General features: G+C 64.0%; 14 protein-coding genes. 5 read left to right on the top strand and 9 right to left on the bottom strand.

Annotated elements, in window-relative coordinates:
• Window positions 1–10 precede the first annotated feature (10 nt).
• Entirely contained in the window at window positions 11–1162 is a 1152-nt protein-coding gene (locus N7E70_RS19895; protein ID WP_263007371.1) for a glycosyltransferase family 4 protein, read from the bottom strand.
• A 6-nt stretch (window positions 1163–1168) separates the two neighbouring features.
• A complete protein-coding gene (locus N7E70_RS19890) occupies window positions 1169–1735 on the bottom strand; it encodes a polysaccharide biosynthesis/export family protein (RefSeq protein ID WP_067962914.1) in 567 nt (188 codons plus the stop codon).
• A 202-nt stretch (window positions 1736–1937) separates the two neighbouring features.
• Here N7E70_RS19890 and N7E70_RS19885 point away from each other — a divergent pair, with 202 nt between their 5' ends.
• A complete protein-coding gene (locus N7E70_RS19885; RefSeq protein ID WP_263007370.1) occupies window positions 1938–4154 on the top strand; it encodes a GumC family protein in 2217 nt (738 codons plus the stop codon).
• Between the two features lies 1 nt (window position 4155).
• On the opposite strand, the gene N7E70_RS19880 is transcribed toward N7E70_RS19885, so the two are convergent.
• A complete protein-coding gene (locus N7E70_RS19880) occupies window positions 4156–5367 on the bottom strand; it encodes a GNAT family N-acetyltransferase (protein WP_263007369.1) in 1212 nt (403 codons plus the stop codon).
• Between the two features lie 90 nt (window positions 5368–5457).
• Here N7E70_RS19880 and N7E70_RS19875 point away from each other — a divergent pair, with 90 nt between their 5' ends.
• Entirely contained in the window at window positions 5458–6507 is a 1050-nt protein-coding gene (locus N7E70_RS19875; protein ID WP_154385566.1) for a polysaccharide deacetylase family protein, read from the top strand.
• Window positions 6508–6509: 2 nt separating this feature from the next.
• Here N7E70_RS19875 and N7E70_RS19870 read toward each other — a convergent pair whose 3' ends face one another.
• A complete protein-coding gene (locus N7E70_RS19870; RefSeq protein ID WP_067962901.1) occupies window positions 6510–6728 on the bottom strand; it encodes a DUF2842 domain-containing protein in 219 nt (72 codons plus the stop codon).
• Between the two features lie 184 nt (window positions 6729–6912).
• On the opposite strand from N7E70_RS19870, the gene N7E70_RS19865 reads away from it, so the two are divergent.
• Complete coding sequence (locus N7E70_RS19865; protein ID WP_154385565.1) at window positions 6913–8007, top strand: COX15/CtaA family protein; 1095 nt, start codon at window positions 6913–6915, stop codon at window positions 8005–8007.
• Here the strand turns inward: N7E70_RS19865 and N7E70_RS19860 are convergent.
• The 3 genes from N7E70_RS19860 to speB all read right to left on the bottom strand — a co-directional run bounded on the left by N7E70_RS19860 (window position 7997) and on the right by speB (window position 10846).
• A complete protein-coding gene (locus N7E70_RS19860) occupies window positions 7997–8863 on the bottom strand; it encodes an aminoglycoside phosphotransferase family protein (RefSeq protein ID WP_154385564.1) in 867 nt (288 codons plus the stop codon). The genes N7E70_RS19865 and N7E70_RS19860 overlap by 11 nt on opposite strands.
• Before the next feature lie 2 nt (window positions 8864–8865).
• Window positions 8866–9804: an N-acetyl-gamma-glutamyl-phosphate reductase gene (gene argC / locus N7E70_RS19855; RefSeq protein ID WP_067962895.1), complete on the bottom strand. Its 939-nt coding sequence runs from the start codon at window positions 9802–9804 to the stop codon at window positions 8866–8868.
• 85 nt (window positions 9805–9889) lie between these two features.
• Entirely contained in the window at window positions 9890–10846 is a 957-nt protein-coding gene (gene speB, locus N7E70_RS19850; protein ID WP_154385563.1) for an agmatinase, read from the bottom strand.
• 204 nt (window positions 10847–11050) lie between these two features.
• Here speB and N7E70_RS19845 point away from each other — a divergent pair, with 204 nt between their 5' ends.
• The gene (locus tag N7E70_RS19845; RefSeq protein WP_263007368.1) at window positions 11051–12124 is read left to right on the top strand and encodes a glycerophosphodiester phosphodiesterase family protein; all 1074 of its coding nucleotides are present in this window, start codon (window positions 11051–11053) and stop codon (window positions 12122–12124) included.
• A 15-nt stretch (window positions 12125–12139) separates the two neighbouring features.
• On the opposite strand, the gene N7E70_RS19840 is transcribed toward N7E70_RS19845, so the two are convergent.
• Complete coding sequence (locus N7E70_RS19840; protein ID WP_263007367.1) at window positions 12140–12415, bottom strand: hypothetical protein; 276 nt, start codon at window positions 12413–12415, stop codon at window positions 12140–12142.
• 153 nt (window positions 12416–12568) lie between these two features.
• Here N7E70_RS19840 and N7E70_RS19835 point away from each other — a divergent pair, with 153 nt between their 5' ends.
• Window positions 12569–13939 carry an IS1182 family transposase gene (locus N7E70_RS19835; protein WP_192316544.1) on the top strand — a complete coding sequence of 457 codons (1371 nt, stop codon included), beginning with the start codon at window positions 12569–12571 and terminating at the stop codon, window positions 13937–13939.
• Between the two features lie 161 nt (window positions 13940–14100).
• Here the strand turns inward: N7E70_RS19835 and rpsI are convergent, their stop codons facing one another.
• On the bottom strand, window positions 14101–14577 hold the full coding sequence (gene rpsI / locus N7E70_RS19830) for a 30S ribosomal protein S9 (protein WP_067962883.1): 477 nt from the start codon (window positions 14575–14577) through the stop codon (window positions 14101–14103).
• Window position 14578: the final 1 nt, after the last annotated feature.

The following is a 14578-nucleotide window of genomic DNA, read 5'->3' as shown; positions in this document are numbered from 1 at the left end:
GTGGCGTATTTCAGGTGCGTTTTTTCGGCAGCGCGGAGAAGTAGGCTTTCTCGACTTCGCGGGCCATCACGTCGACGCCGAAACGGGCCTTGAGCTCGGCGGTGTCGGGCATCGCGGCGGCATAGGCAGCAGGCGACCGGAAGGCCTCGATCATCTTCAGGCTGATTTCGCCAGCGTCCGGATTGACCAGCGCCGGCGACCGGGCTCCGAGAATCTCCGGAATGCCGCCCACGGCGGTCGCCACGATCGGCTTTGCGGCGGCAAGTGTCTCGAGCACGATGTAAGGCATCGCCTCGGCGCGCGACGGCACGACGACGAAGCGGGCAAGCGCAAATGCCTGGCGCGCCGGCATCGGCGCAAGGAAGCGGATCTTGCCGTCGAGCTCGAGCCTTTCGACCTGCGCGTGGTAGCGCGGCAGATCCTCGCCGTCGCCGACCATGACAGCGGTGACGTCCTTGTCGAGTTCCTGCCTTGCCGCCTTCACCGCGTCGATGAACATGTCGGGACCCTTCAGGTCGCGCATCATGCCGATGTAGAGAAAGTCGGCGGCATCGGGCTGAGCCGCTACCGGTTCGAATTCCGCGTCGCGCAGGCCGTTATAGACCAGGCTGTTGGGCACGCGCGGCTCACCGACCTTGCGGATGAAGGTGCGGCGTTCGTAGTCGGAGACGAACAGCAGATGATCGGTGAAACGCTCCATCAGGCGTTCGAGCCCGAAGAACAGCTTTCCGGTCATCGTCCTTTCGTCATAGTGCAGAGTGCCGCCATGCGGCGAATAGAGGCGGGCCACGCAATACCTTGAAACCCGCAACAGTGAGCCGAACGCACGCGCATAGGCACCACCCTTGGCGCCATGCCCGTGCAGCACGTCCGGCCGCAATTCCTTGATGATCTTGTAGGTGCGCCAGCCCGCCGCGATGTCGCCTGGCCCGATATGACGCTGCATCGACGTGCGCCTGATGCCGAGCGCCAGCATCGGCCGGATCGCCTCGAACAGGCGCTCCTCATGCTCGCCGCCGGTGGTCGAGTCGCAGATGATACCGACCTGGTGGCCGGCGGCCACCTGGGCTTCGGTCAGATCACGCACATGCCTGAAGATGCCGCCGACCGGCGACCTGAAGCAATGGACGATCCTGAGCTGGCGGAGCGGGGTCTGCTGCACGGCGGCTTAGAACAGCCGCTCGCGCACGTAGATCGTGTCGCCGGGCAGAAGCGGGTCCGTGGTCAGCACGCGGCCGGTCATCACCTTGCCGTTGATGTCGCGGGTGATGTCGACATTGCCCTGGTTGGCGCGGGCGCTGTAGCCGCCGGCCATGGCCACGGCCTTCTGGACGGTCAGGCCGGGAACATAGGAGTACTGGCCGGCCGCACCCACTTCGCCCATGACGAAGATCGGCCGGTAGCGATCGACCTCGACGGAAACGTCGGGATCGCGCAGATAGCCCTGGCGCAGCTTGGCGGCCAGCGCCTTTTCGACCTCCTGCGCAGTATAGCCGCGCGCCGGGACGCCGCCGACGAGCGGGAAGGAGATGTAGCCCGACTGGTCGACGCTGTAGGTGTTGGTCAGGCTTTCCTGCTCGAAGACGGTGACGCGGATGCGGTCGCCGGCGCCGAGACGGTAAGGCTGGTCGAGCACTTCATGAAAGGCAGCAGGCGCGGGGCGGTAGCTCGAGCAGCCGCTGACGACCAGCATGGCTGCGAGAAGCGCATGGCAAATGGGAAGGGAGCTTTTCATTTCTGCAGACACACCTTCGACGGCTTGCCGCCATGCAGCGGAGTATTGGTTCGCGCCAGTTATCGACTTGTTAGGGTTAATGCCCGGTAAAGGACGTGGCCCATCTTGCATGGCCTGGGTTGTATATGAGGTTGCGTCGTTAACGCATGGGTTACCATGTTTGTTTACCGTGCAGTCTGCTCAGCCTCGGAGTAGGAACTGCATGTCTGGCGTCCAATCCACTGCCGGTGATGTCGATGTCGATCTGCGTCAGCTCTTCGCCAGTCTTGCGAGGAACTGGCTGCGCCTGCTGCTGTTTTCGGTTGCCGTCACTGCTCTTGCCTTCGTGCTGACTTCGCTGGCGACGCCGAAATACCGCGCCGAGACCCGACTTCTGATCGAAACGCGCGAGTCCGTCTTCACCCGGCCCGACGGCAGCGGCGACAACGAACGTCCGATCCTCGACGAGGAGGGGGTGACGAGCCAGGTCGAGGTCATCGGTTCGACCGACATCCTCAAGCAGGTTGCCAGGAAGCTCGACCTCGCCAGCCTGCCGGAGTTCGACGCCGCTTCGGAGATGTCGACGATATCGCGCCTGCTGGTGATTGCCGGGCTGAAGAGCGATCCCAGCGAGCTGCCGCCCGAAGAGCGCGTGCTCAAGGCATTCCGCGAACAGCTGACCGTCTATCGCGTCGAAAAATCGCGCGTCATCGTCATCCAGTTCTCTTCGGCCGATCCCAAGCTTGCGGCGGCGGTGCCCAATGCGATCGCAGAGGCCTATCTCGAATTCCAGCGCGGCTCGAAGCTCGAGTCGAGCACCGAGGCGACCGATTGGCTGAAGCCGGAGATCGCCGACCTCAACAAGCGCGTCAAGGATGCCGAGGCCAAGGTCGCCAGCTTCCGCTCGCAATCCGACCTGCTCGTCGGGCAGAACAATTCCGCACTTGCCACCCAGCAGCTGTCCGAACTTTCGAGCGAACTGTCGCGTGTCCGTGCCGGCCGTTCGGCCGCCGAGGCCACGGCGCAGAGCGTGCGCCAGGCCTTGAAGAGCGGCGGGTCGATCGACGCCATCCCGGAGGTGCTGTCATCTGGCCTGATCCAGCGCCTGCGCGAGCGCCAGATTCAGCTGCGCGCCGATATCGCCGATCTTTCGACATCGCTTTTGCCCAATCATCCGCGCATCCGGGCGCTGAATTCCCAGCTTTCGGACCTCGACGCGCAGATCCGCTCGCAGGCTGAAAAGGTGCTTGTCGGACTGGTCAACGAGGCCAGCAGCGCCGACCTGCGCGAAAAGCAGCTTGTCGCCGACCTCAACCGGCTGAAGGTCGAGTCGGCCCGCGTCTCCGAGGAGGAGGTCGAACTGCGCGCCTTGGAGCGCGAGGCCGCGGCCCAGCGCGCGCTGCTCGAATCCTATCTCACCCGCTATCGCGAGGCCGCATCGCGTCAGGACCGCAACTATCTGCCGGTCGACGCGCGGGTGTTTTCGACAGCGATCGTTCCGTCCGAATCCTACTTTCCCAAGGTCGTCCCGATCGTCGGCGCCGCCTTCGTCGGTTCGCTGCTGCTGATGGCGATCTTCACCCTGCTGCAGGAGTTGTTCTCCGGTCGCGCCATGCGCCCAGCCGCCGGCGCCCGCGTTACACCTGTGACGGTGGCGATGCCGGCGCGCCACGCCGCCGAGCTGCCGGAAGATGATGCGCCCAGGGCCTGGGTTGAAGCAGAAGAGCCGGCGGTTGCAGCTCCGCTTGCCGACGTCGACGGCGAGCCGCAGGAGATGGTCGATACGCAGGACGATCTTGCCGTCGCCGATGAGCCTGCTGCAGAACCCATGCAAGCGCCGACCCATGGCGGCATCAGCATCGAGACGGCGGCGGAAAGGCTGATTGCCGGGGGGGCCGCGCGTGCCATCTTCGTTTCACCCGAGGGCGACGATGCGGCAGCAACGGCGGTACTGGTTGCCCGCGAAGTCGCAGATTCCGGCCTGCGCGTGCTGCTGCTCGATTTGACCGCTTCGGGTGCCGCGGCAGGGCCGATGCTCGATGGTGGCCGTTATCCCGGTATCACCAACCTGCTCGCCTCCGAAGCCCAGTTCACCGATGTCATCCGCGCCGACCATTATTCCGATTGCGATGTCATGCCGGTCGGCACAGCCGATCCGGCGCGCGCCATGCGTGCCGCCGACCGTCTGCCGATCATCATGGACTCGCTGACGACCGCCTATGACCTCGTCGTCGTCGAATGCGGCCCGGCCGACGCCGGCGAAATCACGCGGCTGGTCGGCGACGGCACCGAGGTGCTGGTCAGCTTCCTCCGCCATGACGATGAGATTGCCTATGTCGCCGACGGCCTGCGCGCCGGCGGCTACGAGGACGTCATCCTGGTGACCCCGGTCGGCCATCACTTGCCGACGACGCCGCAGCCGACGCGGACGGCTGCCTGAGCTAATCTTCTTCGGGGGGCGCCGCCGCGGCCGGCTTGCCGCGCACGCCTGAACGCAAGCGTTTGATCAGCGCCCACATCCTGTCGTTGTTCTTGACGACGCTTTTGGCGCGCGACAGCGACCTCAGGCCAAGCGCATAGACGCGGCCCTTGGCCGTCAGCGGCGCCAGCACATCGGCATGCTGGATCTCGAGGTCGCACCACTGCCGCTTGTAAGGCTCGTCGCCGACGCTGAAATCGTAGACACCGAAGCCCTGGCCGCAGGCTTCTGATATGTTGTCGAAGAACAGGTATTCGCCTGGGCTGGCATGGGCCAGTTCGTCGTCTGATATGGCGCCGAACTCGCAGATCAGTCGATTTCCGGCACGGCTCGAGCCGGTCACCGCGCGATACTTGCCGCCGACCTCGAGCCCGTGCAGGACGAAGGATGGATGTTCGCTTGCCAGCGCGTCGACGAACAGCTTGCGGAAGAATGTGCGTACGTTGGTCTCGGCAAACACGTCGGTGATGCCCATCGCGCCAAAGCGCTGCTCTTTCATGGCGAAGAACGCGTCGAGCATGGCATTGGCCTCGACGGTCGTCGTTGCCATTGTGCGCCGTGCGCCGCCGAGAGCTTCGTATTTTCGCTCCTGGCTGCGATGCCGCTTGCGCTTCTTCTTGCCGCTGGTTCGCGTCAGCACGCGCTCGAAGCCGCCGTCGAGATCGACGGCAAGTGCGAGATTCGGGCTCGGCGCCGACGGCAGCCTCAGCAATGGATTGGGCAGGCCATCGAGGTCGCTGAACAGGCGGTCGAAGGCAACGAGGTCGATATCCGGCCGGGCCGTGCCGATTGCGCGGACGAGGACGCTGATGTCATCGGCACTGGCCGCCGCAAGCCAGTTCCTGTCGGCAGCCGGAAAGTTGCCGTTGGCATGTTTGCCGCCCAGGAACCTGGCAATGCGAAACGGCCCTTCGCGGACGACTTCAAGGGCAAGCGACATGACCGGCCGGCCATTGGCGTTCAAAGTGGCCAGGATGGCGTCGGGTTTGCTGGTCTCGATCCAGGCGGCAACCCATTCCGGGCTCTGGGCCGGCGCATGGATATTGGTGAACTTGCCGTAGGCGCTCAACGCATCGCACGAAGCCGCCAGCACAACTGCCGTCGTCGCGTTGCCGGTGGCGGCAGCATGACGGAGCAAGGCATTGTTTTCGCTGGGGGCAGTAGCGTCAACCATACTTCAATCCTTGCCGGCTATTGGTCGGCATATATGGAGCATTCCTCGGTATGCTCGACGCCACCGAGCCTAGGCGCCAAAGGTGAAGGAATGATCGACATAGCCAGAAAGCTGGCTTTCCTGCTGATCGGATATGGTGGGCTTGGCGCTCTGGCCAAGCCGCTGGTGGGCGGCGTCGGCGTTATCCTCATGCTGCACCGGGTCAGTGCGCTGCTCGACCGGCCCGACGGCCCCAATCGTCATCTGACCATAACGCCCGGCTTTCTCGACGTGCTTATCGGCGAGATGAAGCGGCTCGGTTATGCCTTCGTCTCCATGGATGAGGTTGTCGGCCGCCTGAGCTCCGGCCGCACGAAGGGGCCCTTCGCAGCGCTCACTGCCGACGACGCCTATCGCGACAATCTCATCGAGGCCTTGCCGGTTCTCGAGAGCCATGGCGCGCCCATCACCATCTATGTCGCGCCGGGGCTCACCTCGGGTGCTGCCGACCTGTGGTGGGAGGTTCTCGACGACATCGTCGAAGCCGGCAAGCCGGTGACGGCCACGGTCATGGGCGAGCAACGCACATTCGAATGCACTACGCCGCGTGACCGCAAAGGCGCTTTCCTTGAACTGTCCGACTGGCTGACGTCGGAAGTGTCGGAAGAAGATCAGCGGCAGGTGCTGCGCGGCCTGGCCGAGCAGGTTGGCGTCGACGCCTCGGCGCCGAACCGCGACCTGTTGATGGATTGGACCGAGATCAGGCGAGCCGCCAGCCACAAGCTGGTCACGATCGGGGCCCACACGGTCCATCACTGCAATCTCAAGCGCCTCGAAGCCGGCAAGGCGCTGCGCGAGATGCACCGCTCGCGCAGTCTGATCGAGGCCGAATTGGGCGAGGCACCGCAGCATTTCGCCTATCCTTACGGCTATGCGGCGGCGGCTGGCATGCGCGAGACCCATCTGGCGCGCCAGGCCGGCTTCGTGTCGGCGGTCACGACCCGGCACGGCGTTCTTGTACCCGGCCATGCCGCGCATATGCATGCTTTGCCGCGGATTTCGGTCAACGGCCGCTACCAGGATCTCGCATCGATGCGCGCCATGCTGTCGGGCGCGACGACATTGATCACCAATGGCGGTCGCAAGCTCGTGACTGTGTAGGTTCAGTGACCGGCGGTCTTGGATGGCTTGACCATCCATTTGATGATCAGCATCGCAGGCAGGATCCAGAGCAGGCCGCTGAGGAAGAAGAACAGCAGGTGGGTGACAGGGCCTGATTGCGACAGCTGGGCAACAGCCACCATGGTCGCGATCAGCGCGTAGACGACGACCAGCAGCACCAGCAGCACGGTTCCGATCAGCTTCTTGACGCGCACGGGCATTTCTTCATCCTTTGTCCAGGCTTCGCATAGTCGCTCTGGCCAGCCGGTGCAACCGGGTAGGGTGGCCGGCGCGACTGCGTGTCGCGTGGGCCGAACTTGCCAGCGGGGCCATCATGGTCCACCAGTCCCGCGGTTTCGATGAGCCGGGAACGATTGCCGGGAACGATTGCCGGGAAAGATTGTAATGTCAGCCATGACCAACACTGCCGCACCGCTTGCCGAGCGCAACAGGGAGCTGCACAACCGCACGCTGGTTCGCGGCTGGCTTTATCTCGTGCTGCTGGTGCTGTTTGCGCTTGTCATGGTCGGCGGCGCCACCCGCATGACCGGCTCCGGTCTCTCCATCACCGAATGGAAGCCGATCCACGGCGTCATTCCGCCGCTCAACCAGGCCGAATGGCAGGAGGAGTTCGAGAAGTATCAGCAGATCCCGCAATATGAGCAGATCAACAAGGGCATGACCGTTGACGAGTTCAAGGGCATTTTCTGGTGGGAATGGGCCCATCGCCTGCTCGCCCGCGGCGTCGGCTTCCTCGTTGCCATTCCGCTCGCCTTCTTCTGGATCTCGGGCCGCCTCGAGCGGCGGCTGAAACCGCGCCTCGTCGGCCTGCTGGCGCTCGGCGGGTTCCAGGGGTTCATCGGCTGGTGGATGGTCGCCTCGGGGTTGTCGGAGCGTGTCTCGGTCAGCCAGTACCGGCTGGCGATCCATCTCACCTTCGCCTGCATCATCGTCACCGCTGTCGCCTACATCGCGCGCGGCCTTGCGACCTATTCGGAGGCGCCGGCGGACCGGCGCATCCAGCGCTTCGCGGGCATCATGGTGCTGCTGGTGATGTTCCAGATCTATCTCGGCGCCCTGGTTGCCGGCCTGCATGCCGGCCTTTCCTACAACACCTGGCCGCTGATGGACGGCGCCATCATCCCCGGCGACCTTTTGGTCATCGAGCCCGTCTGGCGCAACTTCTTCGAAAGCCCGAAGACCGTGCAGTTCGTCCACCGCATGTTCGCCTATACGGTGCTGGTCGTGGCGTTCTGGCATGCGTTCACGACAATGACACAGGCGCCGCGCACGACCCATTCCCGCCGGGCCTGGGTGCTGGCTTTGCTGATCGTTGCGCAGGCGGCAATCGGCGTCGGCACCTTGCTGATGCAGGCGCATATGCACTGGGCGCTGCTGCATCAGGGTTTTGCGCTGATCGTGCTGATCTTTGCCACGGCGCATTGGCGCGCGACCAAGGGGGCATATCCCCTTGAAAACGACGTCGCGGTCAGAAGCTAGCGCGAACAGCTCTGACGGCTGCGACGACGGCGAGTTCGCTCGCCTCGTCCTCGTCGTTCTTGTCCTCGGCGTGCCAGGACGACGACAGGCAGCCCCAAGCGATGGCGTGATCCAGGATCGTGTCAGGGCGCTGCCCCAGCGTCCTGGCGAAGACCTCGGCCATGTAGGCGATGCGCTGAGGATCGACGCAGAGGTCGTCGTGCCGGTCAAGCGGGTTGTAGAAGAAGTTCGCCGCGTCGAAACCCGGATCGCCAAGGATGCCCTTGGGGTCGATGACCAGCCAGCCGCGCTCGCCGAAAAGGATGTTGTCGTGATGCAGGTCGCCATGCAGCACGCGCAGCTCGTGCGGATCGGACAGCAGACGCTCGGCAATGACTGATGCGTCCCGGTAGGGGCTTGCAAGCCCGGCGTCGCGATCGAGTTCGGCCTTCTTGAACAGGCTGTCGAAGCGCTGCCGCAGCGGCTGCAGATCGGCAGGAGGCGGGACGTCGGACGGCGAAAACAGCTGCGCCATCACCTCGTTGGCGATGTCGGTGGCGTGGCGGTCGCCGTGATCGTTCAGTTCATCGACGAGCAATCGCTCGCCGGCATATTCGAGCAGCATGTCGTGCCCCTCGAAGCCGAGCAGGCGCACGGCGCCGACGCCGTCGCGCCAGCTGAGATAATGTGCGCCGCGCAATTCGTCGGCGACATCGTCGAACGGCTTGAGCGCCTTGACCACGGCCGGTTTGCCGTCGGCCAGCCGCACCTTCCAGATGCGGCTGGAAAACGTCTCGGCAATCAGCTGGGGATCGCTGACATTCCAGTTCTTTGGCCACCGTTCCGGCCCGCGATCGGAAATGCCAGCCTGATCCATTCCTAGTGCTTGAGCCCGAGCATCAGGTCCATGTTCTGGACAGCGGCACCGGAAGCGCCCTTGCCGAGATTGTCGAGCAGCGCCACGAGGTTGACCTGGCCCTGGCCTTCGGTGCCGAAGACATAGAGCTTCATGCCGTCGGTGTCGGCAAGCTCGGTCGGGTCAAGCCGGTCGAGCTTGGCGCTGACCTCAAGCGGCACGACCTCGACGATTTCCTGTCCGGCATAGTGCGCGGCAAGCGTTGCGTGGATGTCGGCGATCGAGGCCGAGCCATTGAGGTCGGCGAGGTGCAGCGGCACCTGGACAATCATGCCCTGGGCAAAGCGGCCGACCGAGGGCGCAAAGATCGGGCGGCGCTCGAGCAGGCCATGCTGCTTCATCTCGGCAACGTGTTTGTGCATCAGCGGCAGGCCGTAGAGGAAGTGCGGCGCAGCGATGTGGTCGGGGCGCGAGGCGTCCTCCATCTGGCCGATCATCTGCTTGCCGCCGCCGGTGTAGCCGGAAACGGCGTTGACGCTGACAGGGTAGTCGGCCGGCAGGGTGCCGGCCGCGACCAGCGGACGGATCAGCGAGATCGCGCCGGTCGGATAGCAGCCCGGGTTGGCGACGAGCCGTGCATCGGCGATGCGCTTGCGCTGGGCAGCGTCCATCTCGGCAAAGCCATAGGCCCAGTCGGGGTGGACGCGATGCGCCGTCGACGTATCGATGATGCGGGTCGAGTTGTTGCCTTCGAGAATGCGGACGGCTTCCTTCGAGGCATCGTCGGGCAGGCACAGGATGGCGACATCCGCCTCGTGCAGGCGCTCGGCCCTGAGGTCGACGTTGCGGCGTTCGGCTTCCGGGATCGACAGCACGGCGAGGTCGTCGCGGGCGGCGAGGCGCGTGCGTATCTGGAGGCCCGTGGTGCCGTGTTCGCCGTCGATGAAGATTTTCGGTTTCATTGTCTGCCGTCCGTCGAAAAATTCGTTATTTCAGGTGGTTATGGCCAAATTCGGACTCTCGTCCGCAAGCCGTTGATTCAATGCCTCAGGCCTTGTCGCGCGCCTTCTTCTCGGCCAACAGGCCGAGATAATGCATGGCGACCGTCGAGCCGGCGATAGCCGTAATATCGGCATGGTCATAGGCCGGTGCAACCTCGACGATGTCGGCGCCGACGATGTCGATCTGGGTCATCTGGCGCAGCACCGACAGGATCTTGGCCGACGACGGGCCGCCGGCCACCGGCGTGCCGGTTCCGGGCGCAAAGGCCGGGTCGAGGCAGTCGATGTCGAAGGTGACATAGGTCTTCTTGCCGCCGGTGCGTTCGGCGATCGCATAGGCGATGTCGGCAGCGCGCATCTCCTCGACCTCGTGGCCGTAGAGGATCTTGATGCCGCAATCGTCGGGCGCGTGCGTACGGATGCCGATCTGGATCGAGCGATCGGGGTCGATGATGCCGTCCTTGACGGCGCGCGCCACGAACGATCCGTGATCGATGCGCTTGCCGTCGTCAGGCCAGGTGTCCTGGTGGGCATCGAACTGCACCAGCGCCATCGGGCCGTGGATCGCCGCATGCGCCTTCAGCACGGGCCAGGTGACGAAATGGTCGCCGCCGAGCGTCAAAAGGAAGGCGCCCGATCTCAGGATCTTGGCTGCTTCGCGCTCGATTGCAACAGGGGTCTTCTGGTGGTTGCCGCTGTCGAGCAGGCAGTCGCCATAGTCGATGACGGCGAGGTCGTCGAACAGGTCGCGGTTGAACGGGTATTGCGGGTCGCAATCGAAGATCGCCGAGGCGCGACGGATGGCCTGCGGGCCGAAGCGTGCGCCCGGCCGGTTGGTGACGGCGGCGTCGAAGGGGATGCCCCAGACCACCGCCTCGGCCCCAGTGACATTCTTCGAATACTTGCGGCGCATGAAGGACAATGCCCCTGCATAGGTCGGATCACCCGAGCGACCCTTGGGGCCGCGTGCGGTAAAGGCGTGATCGATCGACGAAGAGGGCATGGGCAGTTTCCTTATTCGGTCTTTCGGAATTCGGTCGTTCAGAATTGCGAGGCGCAAGAACTACAGAAGCCTGAACCAACATGCCAGCCCCATGGCGAATTGCGTGTGACAGCTGCATTCATCGCCCTGTCATCTGTCTTTCACGCCCATGTCATCGCCGCCTTTTAGGTCGCTCCAGGCATATCAAGCCATGGAGCGATTCCCATGCGGACAGTTCTGGCAGGCGCAGTCTCGGTCTTGCTGACCCTCGCTCTGGCGACGTCTGGCCATGCCGGTTCTCGTTCCGAAGATATCCTCGCGCGCTTCGAAAATGCCAATCAGTGGCGTGACCATGTGATGGTCGTGGCGCACAGGGCAGGCGGCCTGCAGGACGGCAAGCGGCGCTTTGCCGAAAACTCCATCGCCGCCCTGCGCGATGCGATCTCTCTCGGCGCCGAAATGGTCGAGATCGACATCCGCCGCTCCGCCGACGGCGAACTGATCGTCATGCATGACAGCTGGCTCGACCGCACCACCGACTGCACGGGCGAGGTCGTAACCCGCGCCATGGACGAGCTCAGGACATGCCGGCTCGTCGTCGAGGGCACCGGCACTGTCACCGCCGAAACAGTGCCGACGCTGCGGGAATATCTGTCGGTCGCCAAGGGCAGGATCCTGGTCAATCTCGACAACAAGCTCGACACCGCCGACCTCATCGACATGGTTGCGCTGGCGCGCGCCATGGAGATGGAAGAGCAGGTGGTGGTCAAGGCGAACCTGTGGAATGCCGAGCGTGTCGCCACCGTGAAGGCGGTGATGGCGCGGGTGGGGCAAGGCTTCCAGTTCATGCCGATCATGGCTGACGACGCCGTGCGCGACCCCGCTTTCGTCGAGGCATCGGGCAAGGCTTTCGCCGCAAATGCCGTGGAGATGATTGCCTGGCGCGGCGACACCGAAACAATGACCGTATCTGGCGGGCCGTTGTTTTCGGCCAGGGTCAAGGCAGCGGCCATTCGCGGCAACTGGCACATCTGGGTTGACACTCATGCCATCGTCAACAAGCCGGGTGGCTATCTCGCCGGCGGCCGCGGCGACGAACTGGCGGTGGCCGCCGGGTTTCCCAACGAAGTGTTCGGCTTCTGGGCCGAACGCGGCGCGACGATGATCCAGACCGACGAGCCGCGTGCAGCCATCAACTGGCTGGCCGCCAATGGCTATCGTGTGCCTTATGCCGAATTGGAAAAACCCGTGGCCTCTGTCGCAGGCCAGGCGGGCGCGTCCCAGCCGCCGACCAACTGATGCCGCGGGAAGGGGCTAATACGCTCTCGAGCCCCGAAGCGCCTTGCGCCGGTCCTTGAGCGAATATTTCGAGCCGCCCTCCTTGAGAAGTCTCTTGCCCTTTTTCTTGCAGTGGCTGTCGGCTTTGCCGGCGGCCTTTCGCGCGTCGGCACCCTTTTCGATCGCCTTGTCATAGGCGCGCATCCAGCAACTGTCGAACGAGGTTGCCCGCTTGAGAAACTTGTTCGACGCGGCCTCTGCTGGGCCAGCGGCAAAGGCTATGGCGACTGCCAGTGCGAGCATGCGGACCATGGTGATTTCCACCGGCGGCTTGAAGTTGCGCTTCCAAGCATAAGCCAGGCCGGCCGGAACAGCATGCGGAAAAGAAAAAGGCCGCCGCTGCGGCGGCCCTCAGACTGCTGACAACCCCCTGGCGAGAGTTGGGGGTTTGTGATTCAGTGGGTGATGTTGAAGCGAGCCGGCCCTGAACAAACCGCACTTGAGATCGTCACGCTCGATCAACTGGTTCCAGTTGATCACCTTCTGCGCAAGATCGATGGTGTTATCGATTTCTCGTTCATCCACGATCTGACAGCGCCGCTTTACTGCGCCGACAATGGTCGCCCGCCACTTGATCCGACCTTGATGTTCAAGGCGCTGTTCATCGGCTACCTGTTCGGGGTGCGCTCGGAGCGGCAATTGGTGCGAGAGATCGAGGTCAATGTCGCCTACCGGTGGTTCCTGCGGCTGAAGCTGACGGACAAGGTGTTCGACGCCTCGACATTGTCGCAGAACCGACGCCGGCGCTACCAGGACGAGACGATCGCGCAGGCGATCTTCGACCGCATTGTCGAGCAGGCGATCGGGGCAGGCTTGGTCGACGGCACGGTGCTCTACACCGACAGCACGCACCTGAAGGCCAATGCCAACAAGGGCAAGTACGACCTTGCCATGGTCGCCAAGTCGCGTGCCGACTACTGGGGCGAGCTCGACCGGGCGATCGATGCCGAACGGGCGTTGCACGGCCAGAAGGCGCTGAAGGAGCAGGAGCGGCAGCCTGCGGTGAAAGAGACGAAGGTCTCGCGCACCGATCCTGAGGCTGGCTATATGGTGCGCGAGGGCAAGCCGAAGGGCTTCTTTTATCTCGATCACCGCACGGTGGATGGCGGCTTCGGCATCATCACCGACACGTTTGCCACGCCGGCCAACGTGCATGACTCGATCGTCTATCTCGACCGGCTCGACCGCCAGGTGGAGCGTTTCGGCTTCGACGTCACGGCGGCGGGGCTGGATGCCGGCTATGCCACGCCAGGCATCGCCAAGGGCCTGGAGGACAGGAACATCCACGGTGTCGTCGGCTATCGCAACCCGACCCGGCCAAAGCCTGGCAAGATGAGGAAGGGCGCTTTCGTCCATGAGCCGGACCTTGACGGCTATCGTTGCCCGCAGGGCCAGTTGCTCACTTACGCCACCACCGATCGCGGCGGTTATCGCCACTACAGGAGCGACCCGACGATCTGCCGCAACTGTCCGCTGCTGGCGTCTTGCACATCAAACGCCAAGGCCGAGCGCACCATCACGCGCCATGTCTGGCAGGATGTCCGCGAGCGGGTCGATGCCAACCGCTTAACCGCATGGGGCAAGGCGATCTATCGACGCCGCAAGGAGACGGTCGAGCGATCCTTCGCCGATGCCAAGCAGCTCTTCGGCCATCGCTATGCCCGCTTCCGAGGGCGAACACGCGTCGCCTGCCAGTGCCTGATCGCAGCCGCCGCCCAGAACATGAAAAAGATCGCAATCAGCCTCTGGCCAAAGCCAAAACCAAGCCTCGCATGAGGCCAAAGCCGGCTCGCAACGGCCTTGGCATCTGCTTCCCGACATCAATCCAAAAGCTCAATCAACCCACAAAACAAAACCCCGCCGAAATTCGACGGGGTTTGTCAGCAGTCTGAACCCCGCCGAAGCGGGGCTTTTCCGAAATCCGGACTGCGAAACGCTTAGCGCTTCGAGAACTGGAACGAACGGCGGGCCTTGGCCTTGCCGTACTTCTTACGCTCGACGACACGGCTGTCGCGGGTCAGGAAGCCGCCCTTCTTGAGCACGCCGCGCAGCGTCGGCTCGTAGTAGGTCAGCGCCTTGGAGACGCCGTGACGAACAGCACCGGCCTGGCCCGACAGACCGCCGCCGACGACGGTGGCGATGACGTCGTACTGGCCGACGCGAGCAGCCGCGACGATCGGCTGGTTCAGGATCATCTGCAGCACGGGGCGCGCGAAGTAAGTCGCGAATTCCTTGCCGTTGACGATGATCTTGCCGGTGCCCGGCTTGATCCAGACGCGAGCAATGGCGTTCTTGCGCTTGCCGGTGGCATAGGCGCGGCCGCTCTTGTCGAGCTTCTGGACGTGGACCGGAGCTGCCGGCTGTGCGGCTGCAGCGACGGTGCCGAGTTCTGCGAGCGAGCTGAGATCAGCCATG

It is taken from the genome of Aminobacter sp. NyZ550, from assembly GCF_025628925.2.
Classification (GTDB): Bacteria; Pseudomonadota; Alphaproteobacteria; order Rhizobiales; family Rhizobiaceae; genus Aminobacter; species Aminobacter ciceronei.
Note: the sequence above shows the minus strand (reverse complement) of the source record. Positions and strands in the feature narration are given on the sequence as shown.